The following is a 22109-nucleotide window of genomic DNA, read 5'->3' on the forward strand; positions in this document are numbered from 1 at the left end:
CTAAACACGATTGTCTCCGGTGCTAAACGCAATCGTCTGGCTAATCTGAGTCAGGCTGCGTCCACTTTGTTGTTGCCATTCAGCGAAGGCTTTATTTGCTGCCTCTAAAGAACGTTTAGTGTCTTTACCACCTTCGATGATTTTGCAGTTTCTTAGATAAGCTTCAACGTCACCGGACAAAATAAAGGTATCGACGCCCATTTGGCGAAGACTATATGGACCAGTATTTCCTCCAAGTCGATGACCTTTGTTCTTCAAAAAAAGCCATAATTCCGTGATGGTCTCGGTGGGCCACTCTGCGACCATTTGCCCGAAAGAACCATGCTCAAGTGACGCTTCATGAATCATTTGCGCGTTAGCATAAATGGATTTCACTTTGGCATGGTGGCGTATGATACGTTTATCTGCTGCTTTGTTATCCCATTGCTCTTCAGACAACATCAGTAGCGGTTCAATTTTAAAACCGAAGAAAACTTCTTCAAAGTTAGGCCATTTTTTACGAACCACACTCCATGAGATCCCGCTTTGGAATACCTTCATACTGAATGCTGATAGCCAACGATCGTTGGGTATAGCAGCGATCTCTTCTTTACTCAGCGGAGTAGAGAGTAGGGCTTCCAGTTGCTCTTCACCACCTTTTCGTTGTGCCGCTCTCTGATAGATATGTTCAAATTTCTCAACAGTCATACACGTTGCCCTTTTTAAATTTTCCACATCATAACAGCCTGTTAGGCTTTATCTCAATTGACTATGCTGGCAGTTTTTGAGGATGAAATCAGCAAATGTTCGGTTCTTTAGCGACAGGTGTTTATTCTTGTAAAGCAAGTGTATGGGTTTTGGCTCTGGTGCATCCTGCTTGAGTATTTCTACCAGTCTGCCACTCGCTAGATCATCAGCGACTAATATAGCAGGTTGCAGCATCACACCTACACCGGATAGCGCAGCACTGCGCAATACTTCGCCATTGTTCGAGGCTAGTCGAGTCTGTCCGCGTAAGAACGCGCTCCTAGCCAGTTGCGTGGTTAGGTTAGCGCTGCCTTCACTGTAACTGAAGCCAAGGCATTGATGCTGGTTAAGTTGAGAGATTGAATGGATGGGGTCGTGAGCACTAAGGTAGCTAGGTGCAGCACAGAAGATGAGTTGATAATCTCCGAGGTAACGTGCGACCAGAGTAGAGCTTTCAAGATTGCCGATCCGTACCATCATGTCTGCGTCAGTAAGGTGTGGGTCAACGAGCTCGTTACTGAGCTCCATTTCGACGTTAATGTTGGGGTTCAATGAGAGAAAATCAGCAATGAGTGGCGCGATGACCTTGTTACCATAAGTGATCGGGCAATTGATTTTTACCGTTCCTTTCGGACGGTTTTCCAACGTTTGGATTAGATTCTCGGCATTCGCGATGTCCTCAAGAATGCGCAGACATTCCTTGTAGTAGAGTTGACCTGACTCGGTCAATGTTTGTTTTCGAGTAGTTCGATGGATCAATTGCGTCGCCAGATTCCTCTCTAGGTGACTAATGTGTTTGCTGATCATGGTCGGTGATAGGCCAAAGTGATGCGCTGCCCTGCGAAAACTGCCATGTTCTACGACGTAGGCAAAGACTCTCATACTTGTGAATTTATCCATTGAACACTCAGGGTTTGTAAATAATTAACTAAAGCTGAGTTTATCAATTGAATGGAGATAATTACATTATGGAGTCTGAATATGAGTCGAATTCTGAGAGTAAAGAAATGATTTACGTCACGGCCGAATTAAAAATTAAACCTGAAGTGCAGCGCCATGAAGCTCGTATGGCGATCGAACAGTTTTGTAGGGATATGGAGAATGAGCTTGGCTGCTTGGAAGCTAAAGCCACGTATGATCTAGAGGATCCGAGCCGAGTGATTCTTTGGGAAAGGTATCAGGATCGCACAGCGATTGAAGCGCATTTTACTATGTGCCATACAAAGGCGTTTATCGAGATGGGTATGACGGATTTAGTGCAGGTGTTTGAGTCACGAAGTGGAGAGGTGGAACGATGAAATGGGGCATCCTCGGAACCAGTTTTATATCGGGCGTGATGGCGGAAGCGATCAATAATGATGAAGGCAGCGAGTTATATGCAGTAGCAGGGCGTAGCCAAGCACCATTGGAGGATTTTGTTTCAAACTACAAGCCAGTTAAAACCTATTCAAGCTACGATGAAGTGCTAAGTGATGAAAACGTCGATATCGTTTATATTGCACTTCCAAATCATGTTCATCATGAGTATGTCATTAAAGCGGCTCAAAAAAGTAAAGCGATACTTTGTGAGAAGTCGTTATCGGTGGATATGGAGAAAACTCAGCAAGCACTGGAAGTAGTGAAGCAGAGTGGAGTCTTTTTTGCGGAAGGTCTGATGTATCTCAATCATCCTTTAGTGAGCGCGATTCTTGAAGAGCTAAATCAGGGCACCATAGGTGAAATTCGTTCAATTCAGGCATCGTATATTGCTGCTATCTCACAGTTTACTAATCCGGGCAGTAAAGGTGCTCTGTATAACTTAGGCTGCTATCCAATGTCTCTGCTGCACCTACTCCTTCAATCGCAATTTGGCGATCAGATCTTCGATAGTTACTCGATGCAGGCTTTGGGTCGTTTTGGGCAAGATGGCAATATTTGTGAATCTTCAGTGCTGATTCATTTTAGTGACAGCTTAACCGCTCAAATTCATACTGCTGAAGATCATGGTTTGAAGCACAGCTTCACCATTTTGGGGAGCAAAGGGGCGATCTCGCTCGATTCAAACCCTTGGCTTGCGAAACAGAGCAACCAATTTACTGTGGAAGTTTATGAAGTGTCACAACGACAAGTCGAAATAGAGGCAGATGGGGACGGGTTCTTCTACCAAGTGGCGAACATACGCAAAGCCATTGAAAATGGTAAGAAGAGCTTGAGCAGACCAAGTGCTACCCTTGATGATTCATACCAGATCATGAAGTTGCTCACTGATTGGGAAAAGGCAGCTTATCAATAAGCTCTGGCCTCTTGTCATAGTTAGTTAACCAGCTTGCCGAAGTTCTTCTGCGTCGAATTTACTGAAAATCTGCTATGTGAATATTTAGTTTTCACTTTCTTGGTCGAACTTTATTTATGTAGTCGATGTCCTATCTAGCAAACTTTTCAACTCCATACGTTTATGTTCAATTTGAAACATGCTTTGCTCGTTATAACTGTGTTTGTGTCAGCTGAGGTGTTTGCTAACCCGTCTTTGACTTATCAGTTATCTGTCGATCCTGATGACGCTGATATTGTCATCGTCACTGTAGACACGAGTAATTTAGAGCAAGTAGAGATGATACCTGCTCGCACTTTAACTACCATGGCTCAGCCGTCGGTATCATGCCAATCTGGTTTGGGGCGGGTCACAGCTTTAGAGCAGTTGAACCCTAAGGAATGCCAACAGGTTCAATGGTCGTTGCGAATGGAGCACACACCTGAGCAAGGTATGGATACCTCGCAACAAATTGATAGCAGGAGCATCAATGATGGTTGGTATTTCGTTAGTGAGTGGAATTCCCTGCCGCGTTTCAAAGGGAGTAACGACATTCGCGTTTGTACTCCTGCTCATAGCTGTCAGTCGATGCCTGACTTATCTGAGCCACCCTTGTTTGTTGTTTGGGGAATGGAAAGTACAGAATTAAACATCAACGACAAACAAGTCACCGTTTTCAGCGACGCTCCTCAAGTAATGCAACAGGTGGAACAATGGAAGCCAGTATTAAAAACGTCACTCAATTACTTGAATAGCGTATTCTCGAACTCACAGCGACATGATTGGCAAATGGCGTTTTTCAAAAAGGACAGCTCGTCAGGGAGTATAAGTGGAGCTGCTGGTAAAAATATGATCTTGATTAATGCCTGGCTAGAGAAAGGAAAACTCACCCCAGCTTCACTAAAGATGTTACTCAAGATTGCAGCGCATGAGTCAGTGCATGTTTTAGACTCAGCTAGCAGACCAACTTGGGCAGCGGAAAGTTTGGCTGAGTACTACGCGATAAAATCGCTGCAAGCTACGGATTATGCTGCTGAAGAACCGACTCGTTTCTGGGGTAGTTTTGCTAAAAAACTTCCTTTTTCGACAACAGGGCTGATTAAAGCAAACCGCCTCTACAATGAACAAGGAGCAGGGCAATATTATCCGTTGTTTTACTTTAAAGGCTCTGCGTTTTGGTATGAATTGGATTCAGCTTTGAATGGGGCAGGCTCAAGTCTAGATAACTTGATGACTCAATTGACATTTGAAACTGATGGAAGTCTATCTGCAGAACTTGTTAAGGCCGTGACTGAAAAAATAGGCGATAAGCGATGGGGTGAGATCAGTTATCGTTATCTATGAATCTGGTCAGTATATAACTGCAAATGGGAGTTTTTCTCCCATTTGCATCCGTAACACAAGGACTATTTTTTAAAGTAGTCCGACATAATTTGCTTGCTGTCGATTTTTTTCAGCCCCTCATCAACGATTGCTTTCCACTTTTTACCTGTTTCATCATTGCCAAATGCAATGAACAGTTCCTTCTCTTCAAGTAACTTTGAGTTCATTTGCAACTTGTCTTGTGCTGCTTGGAGGCTCTTGTCACTCGTCAGTAAGTAGTTAAGAACATTGCTATCTATAACGGCGAGAGGGATACGCTGCCCTGAGACTTTTTTCAGGTTTTGGTTATCACTGGTGACCGCTTCAGATTGAAGAGCACCGCTCGCAATCATGCTGTCGAGTTCCTCGGTGTTCACGTACCCACGCACCACCCCGATCTTAACGGATTTTAAGTCTTGTAAACTGCTCCATGAGATGGGATTGGCTTTATTCTCAACAAAACCTAAGGGACCGGTTCCTATGGGGTTAGAAAATATTAGGTCAGAGGCGTCGAAGTAGTATTCTGGGAAGTAGCCAGCATATTTTGCTTGATTCTTCGCGAGATGGACCGCTCTTTCCCAAGGGTAGAATTCGACGTTTAGCTCGTGCCCCATCGCTTCTACCGCGGCTTTTACAACAGCAACGGAGGCTCCTTGAGCGTCTAAGTTTCGCCCTGCATAGGGAGGCCACTCAAGAGATGTAAGAGTAAGAACATCGCCACGTACTGGCGATGTTAGCAAGATCAGGCTAAAAAACATCAATGTCAGGTTGCGCATTAGCTAATTCCTTGTTGTGGAGAGTGTTTTAACAGCATAGACAAGATTGGTGGGTAGGGATGTCGAAAATATTCAATCTTTTGTTTTTTGCTGGGGGTAGGCTACCAATATCAAACAAGGAGATAGACTTATGACACCGAGATTAAATTACTTTAATGCAGCGCCAGAAGGTATCCAAATATTAATGGGGCAAGAAGAGTATCTTAAAGCTCAATTTGAGCAGCAAAGTACATTGTCGATCACGCTGTGGGAGCTGGTTAAACTTCGCATATCCCAGATCAATCAATGTGCCTTTTGTATCGATATGCACAGTAAAGATGCTCTGAAGCAAGGTGAGTCTCAACATCGTTTGATCGGGTTGAGTGCATGGCGAGATATGCCTTTGTATAGCGAACAAGAAAAAGTTGCGCTACATTGGGCAGAGAGTCTAACGAAGGGTGGTCAGGTAGCGGATGCTGACTATCAAGTGACACTCGATACGTTTGGTGAAAAAGGGCTTGTTGTCCTGACATTGGCAATCAATGCGATAAACAGCTGGAATCGTATTGTTAAAGCATTCAAGCCAGAAGTGGGCAGCTTTTCAAAAGAGTGAGTACAGCTATTTCTCAGAATATGGATTTTCAAATAGTTAACCCAATTGGGCCACTCGCCGACCATATTCAAGCAATATGGTCGGTCAACGTGCCTCACGAAGGTGAGGTCTGTAAACCTCTCTACTGTGATGGTGGCTCCGGTGTGATGTTTGTTTTACAAGGGATGGTAGGCCTTGAAGGTAAAACCTACACTGGGAGTGCGATGTATCAGCCATACAGCAAAATTACCAAAACTATTACTCTTGCACCAAAAAGCCAGCTTTGTGGTATTCGTTTTCACCCTGGGATGAGCTTTTCGTTTTTGGATCGTTTGGTTGAGACAAATCAAGTGTGCTTTCAAGACACGTTTCCCTTTAAGGGATCAAGTGAGTTGCTTACCCAACTCAAAGAGGCGCCAAGCCACAGTGTTCGTATCGTGCTTTTGATGCGTTGGTGTTTGGGCTTTGTGGCTCAAAGCAATACCACTGATGAGAGAGCGAAACTGATTCAACGAGCTCAGGATGGCAAGATAGGAGAGTGCTTCGGTGAGAGTCAAAGACAGGTGGAACGCAAATTCCAGCACTGGATTGGTATGTCCCCTAAGCACTTTCAACGCCTGCGTCGTGTGCATACTTCAATTCAAGCGCTGCGAAATAACCCCGAGTTATCGCTTGCCGACTTAGCCGCTTATCAAGGTTTTTCTGACCAAGCGCATATGACCAGAGAGTTTAAGAGCTTTGCGCGGATCACGCCGGGCAAACTCAGTCGCCGTATCAAGCAAAACAACGCCTAAATTATTCATCCTTCACTTTGATTGCTTCCTGTACTCGCTGGGGCTCATTCCTGCAATGCGATTAAATTCTCGATTGAAGTTAGATTTAGTCTGAAAACCTGAGTTCATCATAATTTGCGTAACAGGCTCATCGGTTTGAATTAGAGCGTTCTGTGCATGACGTATTCGATACTCGTTGACGAGCTTTGATATATTTTTGCCGTGAACCAAATTGACGGCCATCGATATTTGCTTAGCGGGAATACCAAGCTTGCGCGATAAACGAGAAAGCGTCAGTTCTGGATCTAGGTATAAGCACTTTTCTTTGATGGTTTCATCCAGCTGTGATGCGATTTCCTTGGCTTTAGATGTTGACATAGCAGGTTGAGCTGTCGGTTCTTTGTGTTCAAATGCCGGTTCTGCTCTGCTGGGTGATGTGTGAATACCTGTAATCACAACCGCCAAAGATAAAATGGGTAAGAGGACAAGGTGTCCGATAGTTAATATATACAGTGTCAGGTTGCCATGGTTATAGGCAAAATCGAGCGATATAAAAGCGTCGATGGAAGCGGAAAACATGAGCATCCAACCCGCTATCACTCTTGCGTGCTTCACTCTTTCCCAACTGCCCAGCGAGACATTCACTAGCAGTTCTTTATCAGAAGAGGTTCTCATCAAAGCGATGCCATAAAACAAGTAAATAACCGTCAGTAATTCATCGAGCGGAGGCTGCCAAAACGTTTGGGTAAGGAGAAATAGTACGACAATCAATGGGAGCACAGCATGCTTGTATATCGAGCTTAGAGCTGTGTTACGAGTACGTGTGAATGCATACCATGCTGCGATTGGAATGATAGACGCTAAAATAGGTTGAGCGAACAAAAGAAGAGGTGCCTGATATGTCCATCTAAGCCCTACAACAGCAGTCGTCAAGGCACAGAGAAATAAGAAACCGCAGGCAAACTTTGATTGATCACGATTATTTGAATAGAGGCTGACAGCCAGTAGCCCTAAAAGCAATGAGACAACAAAAGGGACAGGAATCGCGAGCATAGTTTGTCCTGGATTGAAAAAGTGATAGATAAACTCGTCATAGCATAACGATATGAAACTGAATTAGAAGCTCAGACTAGACTAAAACGGGTATCAGAACGTCCTAAAACCCGTTTTAGGACGCATCGTTTCTCTTTTCATGAGCAAAATACACTCTCATTTTACAATCTAGAGAGAACAAAGATGCACTTCTATTGGTTAGCTTGGAAACGAGGATTGGACTTCTCGGGTCACTCATCAAGGCAAGAGTTTTGGGTGTTTATATTGGTTCATGTAGTGGTGAGTTTGGTATTTATTGCTGTGGACGTTAGCTTGTCTTTATCTTCGTTTGACGTGTTGTATAGCATCGCCAGTTTTATTCCTATCATCGCTTTGGTATCAAGGCGGATGCATGATATTGGCAAGTCGGGCTATTGGGGGCTAGTGTTTTTTATCCCCGCCCTAGGCCCATTCTGGTTGACGTATCTACTTGTTCAGCAGGGCATTGTGCCTGAATGCCATGGAGGACAATGCTCATGAAGTGGATAGTATGGCTACTACTTGTTTTTGTTTCTGAATCCATGGCGGGGTTTGACCCTCATATTTATCCTGAAAAGGTACTGGGTATTCTTGAGATCGATGATATGACATCTGGTGAATTGCTTTGGCTTCGAGGCCGTGTGGGAGAAGGCAATTACACTTGGGTGAATCGACATGGTCATCATTGCACGATGAAAATACCAGTTGCAGTAGGGCAAAAAGGAGAATCAGGCTTAGGAATTGGTTCGGCCGAGGGAATAAAAATCGTGGTGAGAAGCCAAGCGTTGAATAAGGCTTTGATTCAGGGTGAGCGAGTCAGCAGTCAAGACTGGCAATTTTCAGCACTTGGCCAAAGCAAGGATGTTGATGGTTGGATTGTTGATGGTATCGGCCCAGAGGAAGAGTTTGTCCTCAATTCCAGAAAACGTTGGATTTCTTGGTTGTTAGGCAAGACAAGAAATAAATTTTGCCGGTAGTGTTTGGGAAGCCTACCTGTAAGGCTTAGGGGGCTCATTGATCTTTGGGTGGGGAAAATAAAGCCTTTAGTTTGTGGGCTATCGATGTCTTACTCTTGAAGATATCTTGGTATAGGTTTCCCCACTCTTGAAAGGTCACGATCAAAGGATTGAAGCTGTTTACTGGCTTTGTGACACCGTAGCGGACGGTCTCTACTTCGGGTTCGAAGGTGCCAAACAATTTGTCCCAGATAATCAATACGCCCGCATAGTTTTTATCTATGTACTGAGGGTTTCTTCCGTGATGAACTCTGTGATGGGAAGGAGTGTTAAAAATAGACTCTAAGGGGCCAAGCGAGCGTATCCATTGCGTATGGACGAAGAACTGCAAACCTAAGTTCAGTAGTACGGCGAAAATAACCCATTTAGGCTCGAATCCGATGATCACCAGAGGCACCCAAAATAACCACATCCCAGCGAAAGGGTACATCAAGCTCTGGCGAAAGGCGGTACTGAAGTTCATACGCTCAGAACTGTGATGAGCGACATGCGCTGCCCACATCCAGCGAGTACGATGACTGGCTCGATGGAACCAGTAGTAAAAGAAATCTTGCAGAACGAGCAGTATCACAAAGCTGGTCACTCCCATTTCAATCTCTAATAGACGCCAGCCAAATAACCACTGATATAGTTGAATGATCAAAAGCCCAGTTAATAGATCTGCGAGTTGGTGCATGCCTGCAAGGGTAAAGTTACACAGAACTTCAGGGAGTATATAGGAGGAGCTTCTAGGTAGCTTACCGCGTTTTTGTCCGATGAAGTATTCAGCTAACATTAAACCAATAAATAAGGGGGCTAACAGTATCAGCAGCCATTCTGGGTGATCGATAAGAGTTCTGAAGTCCATGAGTGAAGCTCCGAGAGAGTTACCAACGAGCGAAATGATCTTCGGTTAACCCAAGTTGTTGATCTAGCGTGTGACGGATACCATTTCCATCCTCAATAAAACCAGAAAAGCGGCCAATAAACTGACGAAAATTACTTTGTAGCAGCCAAAGATTAAGCTTTTCGCTTCTTCTGTTGATTGGTGTGAAGTTGAGATCAACTCGACCATCATCCGAGAAAATATGCCACTTTCTCTGAGAGGATTGACGATCAAAACGAAAGTGGACGGCTCCTAGCAAATGTCGTGAACCGTTGAGCCATAGGGTATTCTCATGGCAACCGGTCTCGTTTACACCGGCGGCCAAATTGAGGCCTAGTGTGCCATCCTTAGTCTTGCCATTAATACTTGCCCATCGCCAACTGGTTTCTCGCCTCATGAAACCAGCGGAAAAATCGTAGCCGCCTAACGCGCCCGAAAGGTCGATAGTGTCACCACCAATTTCAATGTTTCCTGTCACGGTCAGCGCGTTGTGCTTTTGGGTGTAAGTCCAGCCGTTATAGCCTGTCGGTGTGCAGAGCGAGAGCGGTAAGCTATGGCGTAATGGCTCCAGTGACACATCAAGGTGTAGAAAATCAGTATCGGCTTTCATGTGCCATCTAGGATGTTCGATATTAAATATCAGGCGCTTTGCAGCAATGGTCGTCTTACCGCGGTACGGAGATGCAGCCATTTGTTTATCGATAAATAACGGTCTTAGCCAGCTCTTTTCTATCAGTGTGTCGGCTTCCATATCGTAGACGTAGCAAAATGCGGAACCCACATAGCGGATATCGGCAATAGCGATACCGATGACATAGCGAGACGTTGATATACTTGCGAATTGAAACTGCTTGTAATGAAAGTACTTTTTCATCTTACCGACTTTACGGTCCATATTGTTTCGATAATCAAAATGGGTGATCCCCAGTTGCTTGGGTACGCCATCAAAGTGGCCCAAATAAGGCTTCCCATTAGATTGAATTAGGCACTCTGGAGCCGCTTGACTCAGTAACATAATGTATTCACAAGTTGATAACATTTCCGTTAGTTTTACGTGCTTTGGTTTATTTTGACAGGTCATTTTCGGTCAGAAAACGAATAAACATCACGATTAAGAGAGCTAGACTTGGTTACTCTAAACAGTAACTGGAAATGGGAGCTGATATGGAAGTGATCGCGGAGTATTTACCCACTGAACATCGTTATCAGTTAGGGGTACTTGATGTCTCTTTGTTGCTTACCATTTTAGAGAAATACGGCTTAGACTCGCAGAGTTTATTACGACAAACGGGCCTTGATGATTTAGATTGGCAGCAGCCCCAGAGCCATATCAGTTACTCGGACAAGCTTCTGCTATTTCGCTCTGCTCAGCAGTGCTACCCCTCTATCGGCTTAGGTTTATTACTGGGTGGAAAAGCCACACTCAGTCATTTTGGTATATTGGGTTATGCCATTATGAGCAGTCAAACCGTCTCTGAAGCAATAAAAGCTGGATTTAAGTATTTGAATCTTAATGGCCCTATCTTCTCGGTCAGAGTATTACGGGGCGATAACACAGCTTCGATTGAGATCGAAAATGACTTAAATATTGGTGAGTTATTGCCTTTTTGTACAGAGTACTTTTTTAGCTCACTTTTATCGTTATTTGCTGAACTGACGGGGCAACAACTCAAGATCAGAAAGCTTGAGCTCCCGTTCGCACCACCAGTGTACGCAGAAGAGTATATGCAGCGCTTTCAATGTGAAGTTAACTTTGAGCAGTCACGGTTCGCATTGACCTTTGACGCTCATGTATTGGATTGGCGATTGACTTCCCATAATGCTGATCTGCTCGGAAGTTACCTCCATTCTTGTGAGTCTGTCATCGCATTATTGCAGTCTCCGATGCGGCTGAGTAATCAGATTAAAGCACATCTTTACCAAAGTGCTGGAGTATTCCCTTCGTTTGATGACGTCGCCCAGCTACACGCTTGTTCAACCCGGACGTTACGAAGGCAGCTAAACCAAGAAGGAACCAGCTATCAGTCTCTGCTTGATGAAGTCCGTTTTGAATTGTCCAAAGAGTTTTTGTTGCGCACTAACTTGACGGTTGATGACATCGCTTTTCGTCTTGGTTATAGCGATAGCGCGAATTTTAGACGAAGTTTTAAACGCTGGTCAGGCAAAGCACCTAGCGCTCTAAGAACACTGCGAATTTTCTAAAATCTATACTGCTTATCGAATATGAGTATTAGAGCTACACTTACAATTGGTGTTACTGATAGTTGTGTTGTTATGAAGTGCTTTTGGGTGAGTTTTTTACTTCTTTTACTCTATTCATTCCCGTCTTTTTCTGACGATAAGGTGGTTAAGTTTGCGGTGGGAGATTGGGAGCCATATACCAGCTCTCTGTCTGATCCTGAGCTAAAAATATCGGAAACATTGGTACGAAGGGCATTTGAAGCTCGAGGCTATACCGTAGAACTCGAATACTACCCATGGGTGAGATCTTATCAGTATGCGATAAGAGGTAAATTTGATGGTACTTTCCCTTGGATGAAAAATGAGGATAGGGTCAAAGAGTTTATCTTTTCAGAGCCCTTCTTTAGTCAACGGGTTCAGTTCTTTTACCACTCTGATACGCTATTTTCTTGGCAGGAAGTGGCCGATCTTCATAAGTATCAAATAGGTGCGACTCAAGGGTATCAAGCAACCCATGTGATGCAGAAACTTGGTGTTAAAGTAGAGATAAATAACTCTGAAGAAACTAATTTTCAGAAAATGGCTAAGGGACGACTTGATGCTTATCCAACGGGTGTTGAACGCGGTTTGTACCTCATAAAACACTATGTGCCTAAAGAGCTAAGGCAACACATTAGATTGGATTCTAAACCTTTACTTGAAGATGATATGTTTGTGATTTTCAGCCGATTTGATAGTGAACGCAGTCAAGTATTGGTCAAAGAATTTAACGCAGGTTTACAGCATTTGATGGAAACCGGCGAGTACAGTGAAATCATGCAATCGGAAGCCGCTTTTTTACAAAACATACAGAACGACGATTAGTTCACCAAGTGGATGTAGGCTTGCGCTGGAGGTTCGGAATGTTCCATTCGCTCACGACCTGTAATGTGGCAGGGGCGTAACATATGAGAAAGCATAACAAGATAATTCTGTTGACTGTATTGGCCCCTGTTCATGCGTTTGCCGCGATTAATATGGCCGAAGTTAACGCTTATGCTTATGAAGGACTTGCAGAAATCTGTGCCAACTCTAGGCATATTATTGGTTCTGAATTAAAAGAAATAAAAATTATCTATCTGAAAAAGAAGCGTTCTAGGCAGGCTTTATTCCCAGCTGATCCAAATTTTGCTCACTACGCGGCTAAACAACTGTGGGACATTGGAGTCAGTGATAATCCGTCATATGACGAGTGTGTGGCTTTACTTCGTAAATAGTGTGGCTTTATCTGTCCAATATACAATACGACAGTTTCAATGGCCTATCTGCTCTCGATGTTTCTAGCAGATAGGCCACTGACATTTAGCTATTGACCAGTGTTAGGCCACTCGGCAGTGCATCACCAAAGACTCGCTTCGATTCGCTCTCAGACAGCTCTTTGACTTCTTCAACCAGTGATAACCAAGACTCAGGCACTTTGCTTTGCTTCAGCTTAGTGAGAACTTGTTCACGGTAGTCGTCAGAAATATCGAATAGGCGATCGCCTGTCTTACGACAAATCATCACCGCGGCAAACGCAATCATCGGCTCTTTGAGCCAGTTTTGTTCCAATAGCTTTGGCAACCACTGTTCAGCTTGCTCGCGCGGGATGACACTGTGTTGGCTACCATACAGAGGCGTTCGTGAAGCGAGTCGCCCTAGAGCCCACCAATGTGCTTGCTCGAACTGATTGTGATTAATCGCTTTACTCATAAACCAGCTTGCGAGTAGCACTTTGTCTTCGACTTCTAACTGCTCCAAGGAGGCCGCAAGGCGTACCATGGACTCGTAACCCATTTCTTGTGCCGCTTTGGCTGATTGTGGGTTTTTCATTGCGCCCGGATGAAGGTATTTAGCAATGTCCGCCAAGATGGTTTCTTGCTGCTCTTGGCTAAGACCACCTGCAACACGACGCCAAAAGACCCACCAATCCGTCCAACCTTGGTGGTTTTTAAACTGGATACCTTGCTGATAAAGCCCCCATACCTGCTCGATACGCCATGAATCCGTAACGTCACCGAACCCTGGTCTTAAAGAGAAGCCAGCTAAACGCAGCCAGTTTTTCTCGTGTGGTTCAGAGCGGCGACGACGCTTTCGACCTTGAGCAAACGCATCAAACAGTTGGCGTAGAGTGGTGAAGTCCCATTCGTCGCGCTTGCCAAGTTTCTTTTCTAGATCTTTAGCTAGGGTTTTTATCTCTTTACCATCAGCGCTTTTCTTATTGCCACTGTAAAGTCGACCGATCAGTTCTTTACACTCATTCAGACGAGGGTGAAGTTCAACCTGATCCTCTTCTTCGGCCTGCTTGTTGCGAACTTCAAACTCTAACTGCCAGCGCTTGTTGTCGTCTTCTGCACTGACACATTCCATTTTCAGTGTGCCGACTTCAGTCAACTGACACGCCAGTTGCACTTCAACACGCTCTTTTTGGTTGGCGTGCAGCTCGGCCCCTTCGCCTTCAAGGGTGGTGATGTAAGGTGGCAGAGGAGCAAACAAATCTGGGTCAACATCAACCATTACGCCGTTTTGAATGGCGGTGTTTTGGCTTAATGTATCGTGAGTCGATGTCAAAAGGTTAAAGCGTACTGGCTCACCAAGCGTTAACGAAAAGCGACGTCCACTGAGGCGAATTTCGTTGCCTTCTTCTGTCCCTTTCGCCAGCAAGCAAAGCGCTTTACCCATCTTGTTCTTTTCTTGCAGGTGCAAAAAGTAAGAACGTGCGGCACCACCACCGATCTTGAGTTGTGCCCCGCGACGCGCTTTACCAAATGCAACAGCACCGAGAGCCACAGACCAATCTGGGTGTGGGTTATCCAGCACAGTGACAGGAGCTCCTCGCCAATCAGAAAGCAACGTGGTGACACGCTCTGTGACCAATTCACTGTTGAATACACCACCATTAAGCAGTATTCCAACGGGAATAGCATTTTGTTTGTCATCTTCAATGCCAAGCGCGGCGCGAGAGACCTGTTGATGCTGAGTTAAAAATTCTGCAACGTGCTTACTCACTGCCGGGTCAGCAACGTAGGGAAGACCAAACTCGACCACTGCGCTGCGGCGTTTATCTGGCACTTCACTGAAATCAGAACGCGGGAAGAAGCCATCCAAAGCAATTTGGTGCACTTCTTGTTTGCTTAGTGCAATGCTCTTTGTTCCGCCCAGAAGTTTAGACCCGCTGCCCAGCATGGTGATTTTTACTTCTTCTGGCGCACTCGCTGAAAGCAGGTTTTCTTTTGCTTTACGAGTTTGCTGAATCAACTTAGTCAGGCTTGCAGCAGTGAGTTTTTTGTTTTGATTGAAGCGACTTTCAGCAAGGTGCGCTAATGCTAAGTCGAGGTTATCTCCACCAAGCATCAGGTGTTCGCCAACACCAATACGATCCAGTGCCAGTTCATCATTGTGGTACTTTGCTTCGATTAAACTCAAATCGGTGGTACCACCACCCACATCGCAAACAAGGATTAGTGGCAGATCTTTTAATTCGTCAGCCGCGGTTTGCTGGTGGCGTGCGTACCAGTCGTAACAGACCGCTTGTGGCTCTTCGAGCAAGACGATTTTGTTTAAACCTGCCAGCTCAGCGGCTTCAAGCGTGAGCTTACGAGCGGTTTCATCGAACGAGGCAGGAACCGTCACAACCACATCTTGGTCTTCTAGCTTGTTGCTAGGGTTACGGTAGTTCCATGCTTGGCGAATGTGGTTGAGGTAGCTTGCGCTGGCAATCACGGGGGAGACTTTATCCACGTCTTGCGCACCAGCCCAAGGAAGAATGTCTGAACTACGATCCACTGCTTGGTGCGATAGCCAGCTTTTTGCACTGGAGACCTGACGCCCTTCTACCTTCGCTCCTAATTCACGTGCCCATTCACCCACGATCACATTACTAATGTCGCCAGAAACGGGTTCGTTTTCCCATGGGAGTGTTAGGTCAGCAGGGGAGATTTGACCAACCGCAGGATGGTAACGGAAAGAGGGCAGTAATGGTTTACGAACCACTTCACCCGGACCAATCAATTGGTCGATGTCGAATAGGGATACTTCGGATTGTTCAAGGTTGTCGGTGATTTTACAATACGCCACCACAGTGTTTGTGGTGCCAAGGTCAATACCAACAAGAAAACGAGGAGATGCCATACAAACCTTCGTGTATTTAAAAACGGCACCCGATTGGATGCCGTTTGATTTCTATTTATTCTTCTTCGTTTGAGTCGCTTTTCGCGTCTTCGCGCACATCGAACTCAACATGCCACTTTTGACCGTTATCAGCGGCAATGGCTTCTAAGTAAAGCGTACCCAGCTCTGTGACGCGAGAAGCTAGAGTTACTGGAACCACTTCACCTTCACGACGACCTTCAGATACAGGTAGCGTTACTTGAATTTCTGGAAGCTCTTCAAGCTCTTCTGGTGCCCAGTAGTCTAGGTGAGTACCTGCTAGGTCATCACGACGAACGGTTGAGCCGAAGAATTGGAAGTTAACTGGCTGACCGATGATCAAACCAAACTCTTGGCTTGGTACGTCAACACTTGAACCTTCCTCCATACCAAATGGTGCGACACAAAGTGCTTCCATTGGAGGCGCCATGCCCGGAATCGCTGGCATCGCACTTTCGATACCCACGTAGTAAGCCGAAGCAATACCACCACGGATACGAACGCCTTGTCCACGACGCACAGAGCCGTAGTAAGCTGCACCGCTAGCAACTGCAAGGTCTAGATCCACACCTGTTAGGCGTTTTGCTATTTCAGCATCTGCTTCAATTAGCCATTCGTTGATCGTGTCTTCTAGACGAGTTGCTAGAAGTTTCGATTTCAGAACACCACCGTTGAATAGGATTGCCGTTGGTTTGATGAAGTCAGCTGATTGCGCTGTATCCGTACCTGGCATACCAGGCATGTTAGCGAATGGGTTGAAATCTTGAGCTGCTACTTCTGTGCCATTTCCTGAAGTGGAAAGGGCATTAGCTTGTTTAGACAGGAACGCGGCAATGTGACGAGTAATGCCCGCATCTTGTGCGTAAGGAAGACCCATTTGCGTTAGTGCACCACGGTTACGTTGAACAGGGTGGTCCGTAATCGCAACTTGAGGGAAGAAACCGTCAACCAGTGTTTGCTGTACTTCTTCTTGAGTCAGTTCTGTTTTCAACGTTGCGCCAAGCAGTTTAGAACCACGGCTTGGTACTACGATTGGCACTGACTGAAGCTCGCGGTCGTTTAATAGTGCTTCTTTCGCGTCACGACATGCGTGCGTCATTGCCTGAACTTGCCATGGCTGTAGCTCTTTGCCTTCTTGCGCTAGCTTCATCTTCAAGCGGTACGCAAGTGCAAGGTCCATGTTGTCACCGCCAAGTAGGATGTGTTCACCTACCGCGATACGGTTCAGAGTTAGGTTACCGCCGTCTTCAGTGACTTCCACCAAAGAAAGGTCAGTGGTACCACCACCGATATCGACCACAAGTACGATGTCGCCAACTTCAACTTGGTCGCGCCATTTGTCGTTGCTGTTATCGATCCAGTTGTAAAGCGCAGCTTGTGGCTCTTCTAGAAGCGTTAGGTGCACAAAACCAACGTTGCGTGCTGCTTCTGCAGTTAGGTCTCGAGCAGCAGGATCAAAAGAAGCAGGGACCGTAATAGTCACGTCTTGATCGGCAAGGTTGTGATTTGGATTCGCGTGATTCCAAGCGTCTTTTAGGTGTTCTAGGTAAAGTTCTGTCGCGCGAAGAGGGGATATTTTTTCCACTTCTTCTGGGCTACCTGCTGGTAGGAATGCATCACGACGGTTCACACCTGAGTGACAAAGCCAAGATTTGGCACTGGCAACAAGACGAATTGGTGTTTTAGAACCTAGGTTACGTGCAATAGCACCAACCAGCGCTTTTGGCTCGCTCGACCACGGAAGAACGCGTGATTGCGGGTTCATTTCGTGTTCGTGCGGTTGGTATAGGAAGGAGCCTAATTGGCTGCGAGTCTCTACTGTACCAGGTGCAGTGAGCTGTGGAATCGGCATCACTTCAACTTGTGCATCTTCATTGTGCGTATCGATAAAAGACATCACACAGTGTGTTGTGCCTAAGTCGATACCAACACTGAATTTAGGCGTGTCAGTCGCTGTGTTGTGGTGTTCCATTACAGCTCTACCTCGGCAGGTGCGATAATAGAAGCGTCGTAGTTTTCAGCAAGTTTCGGTAGATTCATTTCACTTGCTTTCCAGCCTTTATGAATCAAGGTGCCATTAAAAGGTGCACTTCCTGTCACATTACCGGTTAGGCGAATCTCCTGCGAGTTAAAGCCGTCTTCAATCGTAATACGAGTGTCTTCATCTTCATTACGGATATGCTCAAGCGAAACGTAATCGTTCAGCACTTTCTGCCCCCCCGTGTGGATAACTCGAGCGGCCGCGCCGACTTCTTCATCTGAGAATGAGGTTAGGTCTTCTTTTAGGAAGTCAATCAGACGGGCTTCCTGCTGCATGATAGATAAAAGTTGCATCGCTGAATCTGTTGAAGCGGTTGCCAGTTTAGATTCGACTTCCACCACTTTCTCGATGACTTTCTCAACTTCGACCACTTTTTCTACTTCAACGATCTTCTCGACAGGCTTTTCAACTTCGACGACTTTCTCAACGGGCTTTTCAACCACTTTCTCGACGACTTTAGATTTGCGTGATACCGCAATCAGAAGTAAAAGGACGCTTGATGCCGTTAGGCCAGCGTGCAGCATATCGAACGTTTGAGGGATCATTTGTAAATCGAACGTCATGACATTTCTCTTAATTGATGGAAGAAATAGCAGTCACACCTGAGTGCTATTGTCGTAATTATTGGGTTAAATTGGGGCAAATATTATCACATTCAAGTCTACAGGCCTTCAGAAAAGAGGCAGTAACAGGCCTGATTGATTTGTTTTTAGGCATTTTGAGTCACACTATAGGTAAGTTGACCAAAATTAGGTGGTGAGTTCGACACAAGATTGCGGAAGAACTGCGCAACCAACTCGGTGTGATTCGAGTTTTAGCTTCAACTGAGGTAGAATTCGGCGCTTTATCAGAAAACAAAACATAGGCGAGCAATGAACCATAACCGTATAGTTTGTTTCGATTTGGAAATGTGCTGTTGGAATGAAAACGGTGTCGGTACTACTGGTGAAATCATCGAAGTCGGACTGGCGGAAATTGATCTTGTCAAAGGCGAGATCGTCAAACGTGCTCAGTACTATGTGAAACCAGAACAAGATGAAGTGTCTCTGTTTTGTTCTCAACTAACGGGTATTTCGCCGCGTAAAATTGAGAAACAGGGTCGCCCGCTCGAAGAAGTGCTCAAGTCGATGATCAAAAACTTCGGCGGCGCGAATAAAATTTACGCCTCATGGGGTAGAGACGATCTGATCTTAGCGCAAGAATGTCAGGATAAAGGCATTGAAATGCCGTTTAAAGAGTTCATTAACTTAGCTACTCTGTATCGCATCCAGCATCGCCTTAAAGATAAACGCATTGGCCACAAGGCCGCTCAGGAAGCACAAAATATTGACTGGGAAGGACGACAGCACTCTGGATACGTTGACGCCTATAATCTCGCTAAATTAGCGTTAACCATGCTTTAGTGGCGGAAAGTTGGCCTTAGGCTGTCGTCATGGTGGCTTAGGTTAGCCGTTATTATTCTCAATCACCTGCAATTTGGCGCGAATAAACTCGCTGTGATCGACATAGAGCAATTCTGCGGCTTTGCGAATAACAGCATCTTCAAGTGGATCAATGTTTCCGTCAGCGTGCGCAACTTCCCACATCGCTTTAATAAGGTCAAAGCGAGTATTCTGACTGAGTTCTCTTAACTGTGAAGTAAAGTCATACAAAGAGGCAGACTCTTTACTTTTTATCGCAGCACGTTCGAGGAGAGAAGACGCTTCAAGTTGACTGATATTTAGAAGACGAGTGAGCAATTGACATTTGGCCTCAGTCTCGGCGCCAATGATTTGGTGATCAGCACCTGAGACTTCGCAGAGCAAACAGGCGATGGCAAGATTTGGGTCTGTCTCTACGTGTTTTCCGAGATCTTGACCGTCGATAAGTTGTTTAAATAGAGTTGTGATGGAATTCAGCATGTGACGCGCCTCAAATTTGTTTCCTAGTTCTATAGATAGTGATGATGCGAAGCAAGCACAAGTCTCTTTACAAAAAGATTACTTTTCTCCTATCGGTGGAAAATCAATTTCTTTGCCATCTCCCGTTAATATCGAGATCCGTTTAGGTTTACCGTTGTCATCCAGCTTTACTTCGCCGATGGCGCTGGCATTGACCAAACGACGGGCTCCTTCGGTATTGGGATCCCGCTTTTTGATTTTCAGACGTTTACGTTTAGTCAGAAAGTTGAGTGGTGAGCGTGGGGAATAGAGTAGCCTATCCAGATGGTCACACACTGCTAATAAAGGCTCAGGGAACTGACTTTTAAAGCCGCTACAGGTGATCTGATAAATATTGGGGCTAGAGCGTCGAAAACGGAGTTTTATATCGTACGCAAATGAGTAATGGACATCACCTGACAAAATAACAAAGTTTGCAGGTGTTTTCGTGTGAGTAAAAATGCTCAATAGCGTATTTGCACTGCCAGGGTGTGCCATCCAGTTTTCAGCATCAATCACCAATGGTTGACCAAGCATGGTCATGCCTTTTTGCAGAGCTTCGATAAACTTGACGCCAAACATGGGGGCTGCGGATACGACAATAACTTTATCTTGATGCATTAGCTCTTGCTGAAACTCTATTAGTGCTTCCCAATCCATTAAACCAGAGGGTTTGTTCATTCTTGATTCTGAACGCCACCTTCGTGTGCGGGTGTCCAGAACGACAACTTTAGGTGAAGTGTGGATGGTAAAATGCCATCGCTCGAAACTGTAAAGGTAACTGATGAACTCATCTTGGTTTTGCGCTGTGGGTTGGTTTAGGTAATTCAATGCCTCAGACAGAAACTCGTCATTGAAGTTATCCGGTTCATTTCCCCACCCTTGGCACAACCAATAAGCAATCAAGCCATTGCCAATAATACGCTTAGAGAATGGGTTTTCGTATGCGGCTTTCTCCCAACCAACGGTCAGATTCCAGTCATCAGTAATATCATGATCATCGAAAATCATATAAGTCGGTATATGAGCAAGTAAGCGCTGTACTTGAGGTAAAGTGCCGATGAATGCTTCGAGTACTTGTTTTTCTTCACGCCATTGCTGTTGCCAGCGAGGCGAAAGCGTTTGACCGCCATGGGTAAATTCTTTATCGAGTAGACGTGTCAAATTGAGGCATGGCCAAAGAGTGGGAGACCAGACCAAAATGTACATGGCTAGGAACTCAGCAAAAGTGACCAGATGATTTTCGTTCTCGCGTGAGCTGAAAATAGGGACACGGCGCTTGGGAAATAATTTGCTCAGGAATGTCCCGTCATCAACGTAGTGGGGTAGAATTTTATCTCGCCCATAAAAGCAGTCGGGATGCGCATATAGCGACTCGGCACAATCAATGGGAGCATCAGGAAACGACTCTGATGGCAAACCAAGTATGTCGATGGTTTGTAAGATCGCATCAAGCATTGGCCCCGCAACATGATCAGCATAGATTTGATCGCCGCTCAAGATCAGCATGTCTGGTCTCTCATTCAGAGATTGAGTGGCGACCTTATTATCCATAGTGGCGAGCGCATCTTTACTAGGATAATGCGGATTGCGGCAGGAACCATGCAGGACATAATTCGCTTTAGTCGAGATTTTAAACGTCAACTGTTCTTTGTCAGTATGCAGTAAATGCGGGTAAAGCGTGCTTAGTGGACCGAGATGAGTCTCGAATTCATAACTAAGCGCCACATCAGTCGGAAAGTCACTTTTAAAATGCGCTAAGGTCACGAAGCAGTGTGCGCCCACCTGAATTTGCTGGCAATCAGAAAGATTGTCTTGAAAGACTACGTTGTGATCGGACGCTTGAGAAAGTATGAACTTTCCCTCTAAGGGACGGCTGGTTGCTAACCAGAAGACAAGCTCATCAGCGGTAGATTTTCTTAAATTGGGGCCAGCTAAGAGAAAGGGCAATTCAGGTGTTGGTTTCATTGGTTCTCTGTCGGATCTTTAGGTACTTCAGGGTCTTCCAATATTTCGATGATCTCAGAACTCGACATTTCGTGACCCATGAGAAAGAGCGCCAGCATAGCATCTGCTTTGGTTTTTGTATCGGAGCTTTCGTCAAGAATTTGTGTAAATCGCTGACGAATCATGTCAACTTCGTGCTCGACAAATCCACGACCTTCTTCCTCTCCTTGGGTTTCTTCGGGTGCGTTATCAAATTCTAAAAATAGCATGTCATTGTCGAGGTGAGTATTAACCAACCTTTCAGGAAGCCATTCTTCTCCAGTCACTATGTGCGGATCTTGGTTTTCAGGTAATGAGTCGAGAACTTTCTTTAAATCTGATGCTTTCACAATTTTAGAATTTAG

At 45.3% G+C, this 22109-nt stretch carries 23 protein-coding genes; 11 read left to right on the plus strand and 12 right to left on the minus strand.

Annotated elements, in window-relative coordinates; all coding sequences use genetic code 11:
• Positions 1–687, minus strand: a complete 687-nt coding sequence (locus tag L1D15_RS09245; protein WP_239875386.1) for a DNA-3-methyladenine glycosylase I — start codon at positions 685–687, stop codon at positions 1–3.
• Positions 688–735: 48 nt separating this feature from the next.
• Positions 736–1626, minus strand: a complete 891-nt coding sequence (locus tag L1D15_RS09250; protein ID WP_239875387.1) for a LysR family transcriptional regulator — start codon at positions 1624–1626, stop codon at positions 736–738.
• Between the two features lie 68 nt (positions 1627–1694).
• Between L1D15_RS09250 and L1D15_RS09255 the strand changes: the two genes are divergently transcribed.
• From L1D15_RS09255 to L1D15_RS09265, 3 genes are all read left to right on the plus strand, one after another.
• Positions 1695–2024, plus strand: coding sequence for an antibiotic biosynthesis monooxygenase (locus L1D15_RS09255; RefSeq protein WP_239868334.1), 330 nt, complete (start codon positions 1695–1697; stop codon positions 2022–2024).
• Positions 2021–2998: a Gfo/Idh/MocA family oxidoreductase gene (locus L1D15_RS09260; RefSeq protein WP_239875388.1), complete on the plus strand. Its 978-nt coding sequence runs from the start codon at positions 2021–2023 to the stop codon at positions 2996–2998. Before L1D15_RS09255 ends, L1D15_RS09260 begins: the two co-directional genes overlap by 4 nt.
• Before the next feature lie 183 nt (positions 2999–3181).
• Entirely contained in the window at positions 3182–4360 is a 1179-nt protein-coding gene (locus L1D15_RS09265) for a hypothetical protein (protein ID WP_239875389.1), read from the plus strand.
• Between the two features lie 62 nt (positions 4361–4422).
• Here the strand turns inward: L1D15_RS09265 and L1D15_RS09270 are convergent, their stop codons facing one another.
• On the minus strand, positions 4423–5154 hold the full coding sequence (locus L1D15_RS09270; RefSeq protein ID WP_239875390.1) for an ABC transporter substrate-binding protein: 732 nt from the start codon (positions 5152–5154) through the stop codon (positions 4423–4425).
• Positions 5155–5284: 130 nt separating this feature from the next.
• Between L1D15_RS09270 and L1D15_RS09275 the strand changes: the two genes are divergently transcribed.
• Positions 5285–5746 carry a carboxymuconolactone decarboxylase family protein gene (locus L1D15_RS09275; RefSeq protein ID WP_239868345.1) on the plus strand — a complete coding sequence of 154 codons (462 nt, stop codon included), beginning with the start codon at positions 5285–5287 and terminating at the stop codon, positions 5744–5746.
• On the plus strand, positions 5743–6519 hold the full coding sequence (locus L1D15_RS09280; RefSeq protein WP_239875391.1) for a helix-turn-helix domain-containing protein: 777 nt from the start codon (positions 5743–5745) through the stop codon (positions 6517–6519). Before L1D15_RS09275 ends, L1D15_RS09280 begins: the two co-directional genes overlap by 4 nt.
• A 12-nt stretch (positions 6520–6531) precedes the next feature.
• Here the strand turns inward: L1D15_RS09280 and L1D15_RS09285 are convergent, their stop codons facing one another.
• The gene (locus L1D15_RS09285; RefSeq protein WP_239875392.1) at positions 6532–7551 is read right to left on the minus strand and encodes a helix-turn-helix domain-containing protein; all 1020 of its coding nucleotides are present in this window, start codon (positions 7549–7551) and stop codon (positions 6532–6534) included.
• A 183-nt stretch (positions 7552–7734) separates the two neighbouring features.
• Between L1D15_RS09285 and L1D15_RS09290 the strand changes: the two genes are divergently transcribed.
• A complete protein-coding gene (locus L1D15_RS09290) occupies positions 7735–8070 on the plus strand; it encodes a DUF805 domain-containing protein (protein WP_239875393.1) in 336 nt (111 codons plus the stop codon).
• Positions 8067–8546, plus strand: a complete 480-nt coding sequence (locus L1D15_RS09295; protein WP_239875394.1) for a hypothetical protein — start codon at positions 8067–8069, stop codon at positions 8544–8546. The genes L1D15_RS09290 and L1D15_RS09295 overlap by 4 nt, the downstream gene beginning before the upstream one ends.
• A 34-nt stretch (positions 8547–8580) precedes the next feature.
• Here the strand turns inward: L1D15_RS09295 and L1D15_RS09300 are convergent, their stop codons facing one another.
• Together L1D15_RS09300 and L1D15_RS09305 are read right to left on the minus strand one after the other, a co-directional pair.
• Positions 8581–9432, minus strand: a complete 852-nt coding sequence (locus L1D15_RS09300) for a sterol desaturase family protein (protein WP_239875395.1) — start codon at positions 9430–9432, stop codon at positions 8581–8583.
• Positions 9433–9451: 19 nt separating this feature from the next.
• The gene (locus L1D15_RS09305; protein WP_239875396.1) at positions 9452–10465 is read right to left on the minus strand and encodes a DUF2804 domain-containing protein; all 1014 of its coding nucleotides are present in this window, start codon (positions 10463–10465) and stop codon (positions 9452–9454) included.
• Between the two features lie 149 nt (positions 10466–10614).
• Here L1D15_RS09305 and L1D15_RS09310 point away from each other — a divergent pair, with 149 nt between their 5' ends.
• The 3 genes from L1D15_RS09310 to L1D15_RS09320 all read left to right on the plus strand — a co-directional run bounded on the left by L1D15_RS09310 (position 10615) and on the right by L1D15_RS09320 (position 12887).
• Entirely contained in the window at positions 10615–11652 is a 1038-nt protein-coding gene (locus L1D15_RS09310) for an AraC family transcriptional regulator (RefSeq protein ID WP_239875397.1), read from the plus strand.
• An 87-nt stretch (positions 11653–11739) separates the two neighbouring features.
• A complete protein-coding gene (locus tag L1D15_RS09315; protein ID WP_239868365.1) occupies positions 11740–12495 on the plus strand; it encodes a transporter substrate-binding domain-containing protein in 756 nt (251 codons plus the stop codon).
• Between the two features lie 83 nt (positions 12496–12578).
• On the plus strand, positions 12579–12887 hold the full coding sequence (locus L1D15_RS09320) for a hypothetical protein (protein WP_239836633.1): 309 nt from the start codon (positions 12579–12581) through the stop codon (positions 12885–12887).
• Between the two features lie 85 nt (positions 12888–12972).
• Here the strand turns inward: L1D15_RS09320 and L1D15_RS09325 are convergent, their stop codons facing one another.
• The 3 genes from L1D15_RS09325 to L1D15_RS09335 are packed head-to-tail and all read right to left on the minus strand — an operon-like array spanning position 12973 to position 18402.
• The gene (locus L1D15_RS09325) at positions 12973–15780 is read right to left on the minus strand and encodes an Hsp70 family protein (protein ID WP_239875398.1); all 2808 of its coding nucleotides are present in this window, start codon (positions 15778–15780) and stop codon (positions 12973–12975) included.
• A gap of 55 nt (positions 15781–15835) precedes the next feature.
• Positions 15836–17770 carry an Hsp70 family protein gene (locus L1D15_RS09330; protein WP_239875399.1) on the minus strand — a complete coding sequence of 645 codons (1935 nt, stop codon included), beginning with the start codon at positions 17768–17770 and terminating at the stop codon, positions 15836–15838.
• A complete protein-coding gene (locus tag L1D15_RS09335; protein WP_239875400.1) occupies positions 17770–18402 on the minus strand; it encodes a DUF2760 domain-containing protein in 633 nt (210 codons plus the stop codon). Before L1D15_RS09335 ends, L1D15_RS09330 begins: the two co-directional genes overlap by 1 nt.
• 309 nt (positions 18403–18711) lie before the next feature.
• Between L1D15_RS09335 and L1D15_RS09340 the strand changes: the two genes are divergently transcribed.
• Complete coding sequence (locus tag L1D15_RS09340; protein ID WP_239875401.1) at positions 18712–19242, plus strand: 3'-5' exonuclease; 531 nt, start codon at positions 18712–18714, stop codon at positions 19240–19242.
• A gap of 42 nt (positions 19243–19284) precedes the next feature.
• Here L1D15_RS09340 and L1D15_RS09345 read toward each other — a convergent pair whose 3' ends face one another.
• The 3 genes from L1D15_RS09345 to L1D15_RS09355 form a co-directional block, all read right to left on the minus strand.
• Positions 19285–19740 carry a TerB family tellurite resistance protein gene (locus L1D15_RS09345; protein WP_239875402.1) on the minus strand — a complete coding sequence of 152 codons (456 nt, stop codon included), beginning with the start codon at positions 19738–19740 and terminating at the stop codon, positions 19285–19287.
• 78 nt (positions 19741–19818) lie between these two features.
• On the minus strand, positions 19819–21726 hold the full coding sequence (locus L1D15_RS09350) for an alkaline phosphatase D family protein (RefSeq protein ID WP_239875403.1): 1908 nt from the start codon (positions 21724–21726) through the stop codon (positions 19819–19821).
• Positions 21723–22094, minus strand: coding sequence for a hypothetical protein (locus L1D15_RS09355; protein WP_239836626.1), 372 nt, complete (start codon positions 22092–22094; stop codon positions 21723–21725). The genes L1D15_RS09350 and L1D15_RS09355 overlap by 4 nt, the downstream gene beginning before the upstream one ends.
• Positions 22095–22109: the final 15 nt, after the last annotated feature.

Origin of the sequence: Vibrio sp. Isolate25 (genome assembly GCF_022398025.1) — a bacterium.
Taxonomy (GTDB): Bacteria; Pseudomonadota; Gammaproteobacteria; order Enterobacterales; family Vibrionaceae; genus Vibrio; species Vibrio coralliilyticus_A.

Bases quoted from the DNA above. Each gene is read 5' to 3' on its own strand.
- L1D15_RS09335 (WP_239875400.1), bottom strand. From the start codon at position 18,402: ATGACGTTCGATTTACAAATGATCCCTCAAACGTTCGATATGCTGCAC.
- L1D15_RS09330 (WP_239875399.1), bottom strand. From the start codon at position 17,770: ATGGAACACCACAACACAGCGACTGACACGCCTAAATTCAGTGTTGGT.
- L1D15_RS09285 (WP_239875392.1), bottom strand. From the start codon at position 7,551: ATGCTCGCGATTCCTGTCCCTTTTGTTGTCTCATTGCTTTTAGGGCTA.
- L1D15_RS09270 (WP_239875390.1), bottom strand. From the start codon at position 5,154: ATGCGCAACCTGACATTGATGTTTTTTAGCCTGATCTTGCTAACATCG.
- L1D15_RS09340 (WP_239875401.1), top strand. From the start codon at position 18,712: ATGAACCATAACCGTATAGTTTGTTTCGATTTGGAAATGTGCTGTTGG.
- L1D15_RS09350 (WP_239875403.1), bottom strand. From the start codon at position 21,726: ATGAAACCAACACCTGAATTGCCCTTTCTCTTAGCTGGCCCCAATTTA.
- L1D15_RS09245 (WP_239875386.1), bottom strand. From the start codon at position 687: ATGACTGTTGAGAAATTTGAACATATCTATCAGAGAGCGGCACAACGA.
- L1D15_RS09310 (WP_239875397.1), top strand. From the start codon at position 10,615: ATGGAAGTGATCGCGGAGTATTTACCCACTGAACATCGTTATCAGTTA.
- L1D15_RS09295 (WP_239875394.1), top strand. From the start codon at position 8,067: ATGAAGTGGATAGTATGGCTACTACTTGTTTTTGTTTCTGAATCCATG.
- L1D15_RS09305 (WP_239875396.1), bottom strand. From the start codon at position 10,465: ATGTTACTGAGTCAAGCGGCTCCAGAGTGCCTAATTCAATCTAATGGG.
- L1D15_RS09250 (WP_239875387.1), bottom strand. From the start codon at position 1,626: ATGGATAAATTCACAAGTATGAGAGTCTTTGCCTACGTCGTAGAACAT.
- L1D15_RS09260 (WP_239875388.1), top strand. From the start codon at position 2,021: ATGAAATGGGGCATCCTCGGAACCAGTTTTATATCGGGCGTGATGGCG.
- L1D15_RS09325 (WP_239875398.1), bottom strand. From the start codon at position 15,780: ATGGCATCTCCTCGTTTTCTTGTTGGTATTGACCTTGGCACCACAAAC.
- L1D15_RS09345 (WP_239875402.1), bottom strand. From the start codon at position 19,740: ATGCTGAATTCCATCACAACTCTATTTAAACAACTTATCGACGGTCAA.
- L1D15_RS09320 (WP_239836633.1), top strand. From the start codon at position 12,579: ATGAGAAAGCATAACAAGATAATTCTGTTGACTGTATTGGCCCCTGTT.
- L1D15_RS09255 (WP_239868334.1), top strand. From the start codon at position 1,695: ATGGAGTCTGAATATGAGTCGAATTCTGAGAGTAAAGAAATGATTTAC.
- L1D15_RS09290 (WP_239875393.1), top strand. From the start codon at position 7,735: ATGCACTTCTATTGGTTAGCTTGGAAACGAGGATTGGACTTCTCGGGT.
- L1D15_RS09275 (WP_239868345.1), top strand. From the start codon at position 5,285: ATGACACCGAGATTAAATTACTTTAATGCAGCGCCAGAAGGTATCCAA.
- L1D15_RS09300 (WP_239875395.1), bottom strand. From the start codon at position 9,432: ATGGACTTCAGAACTCTTATCGATCACCCAGAATGGCTGCTGATACTG.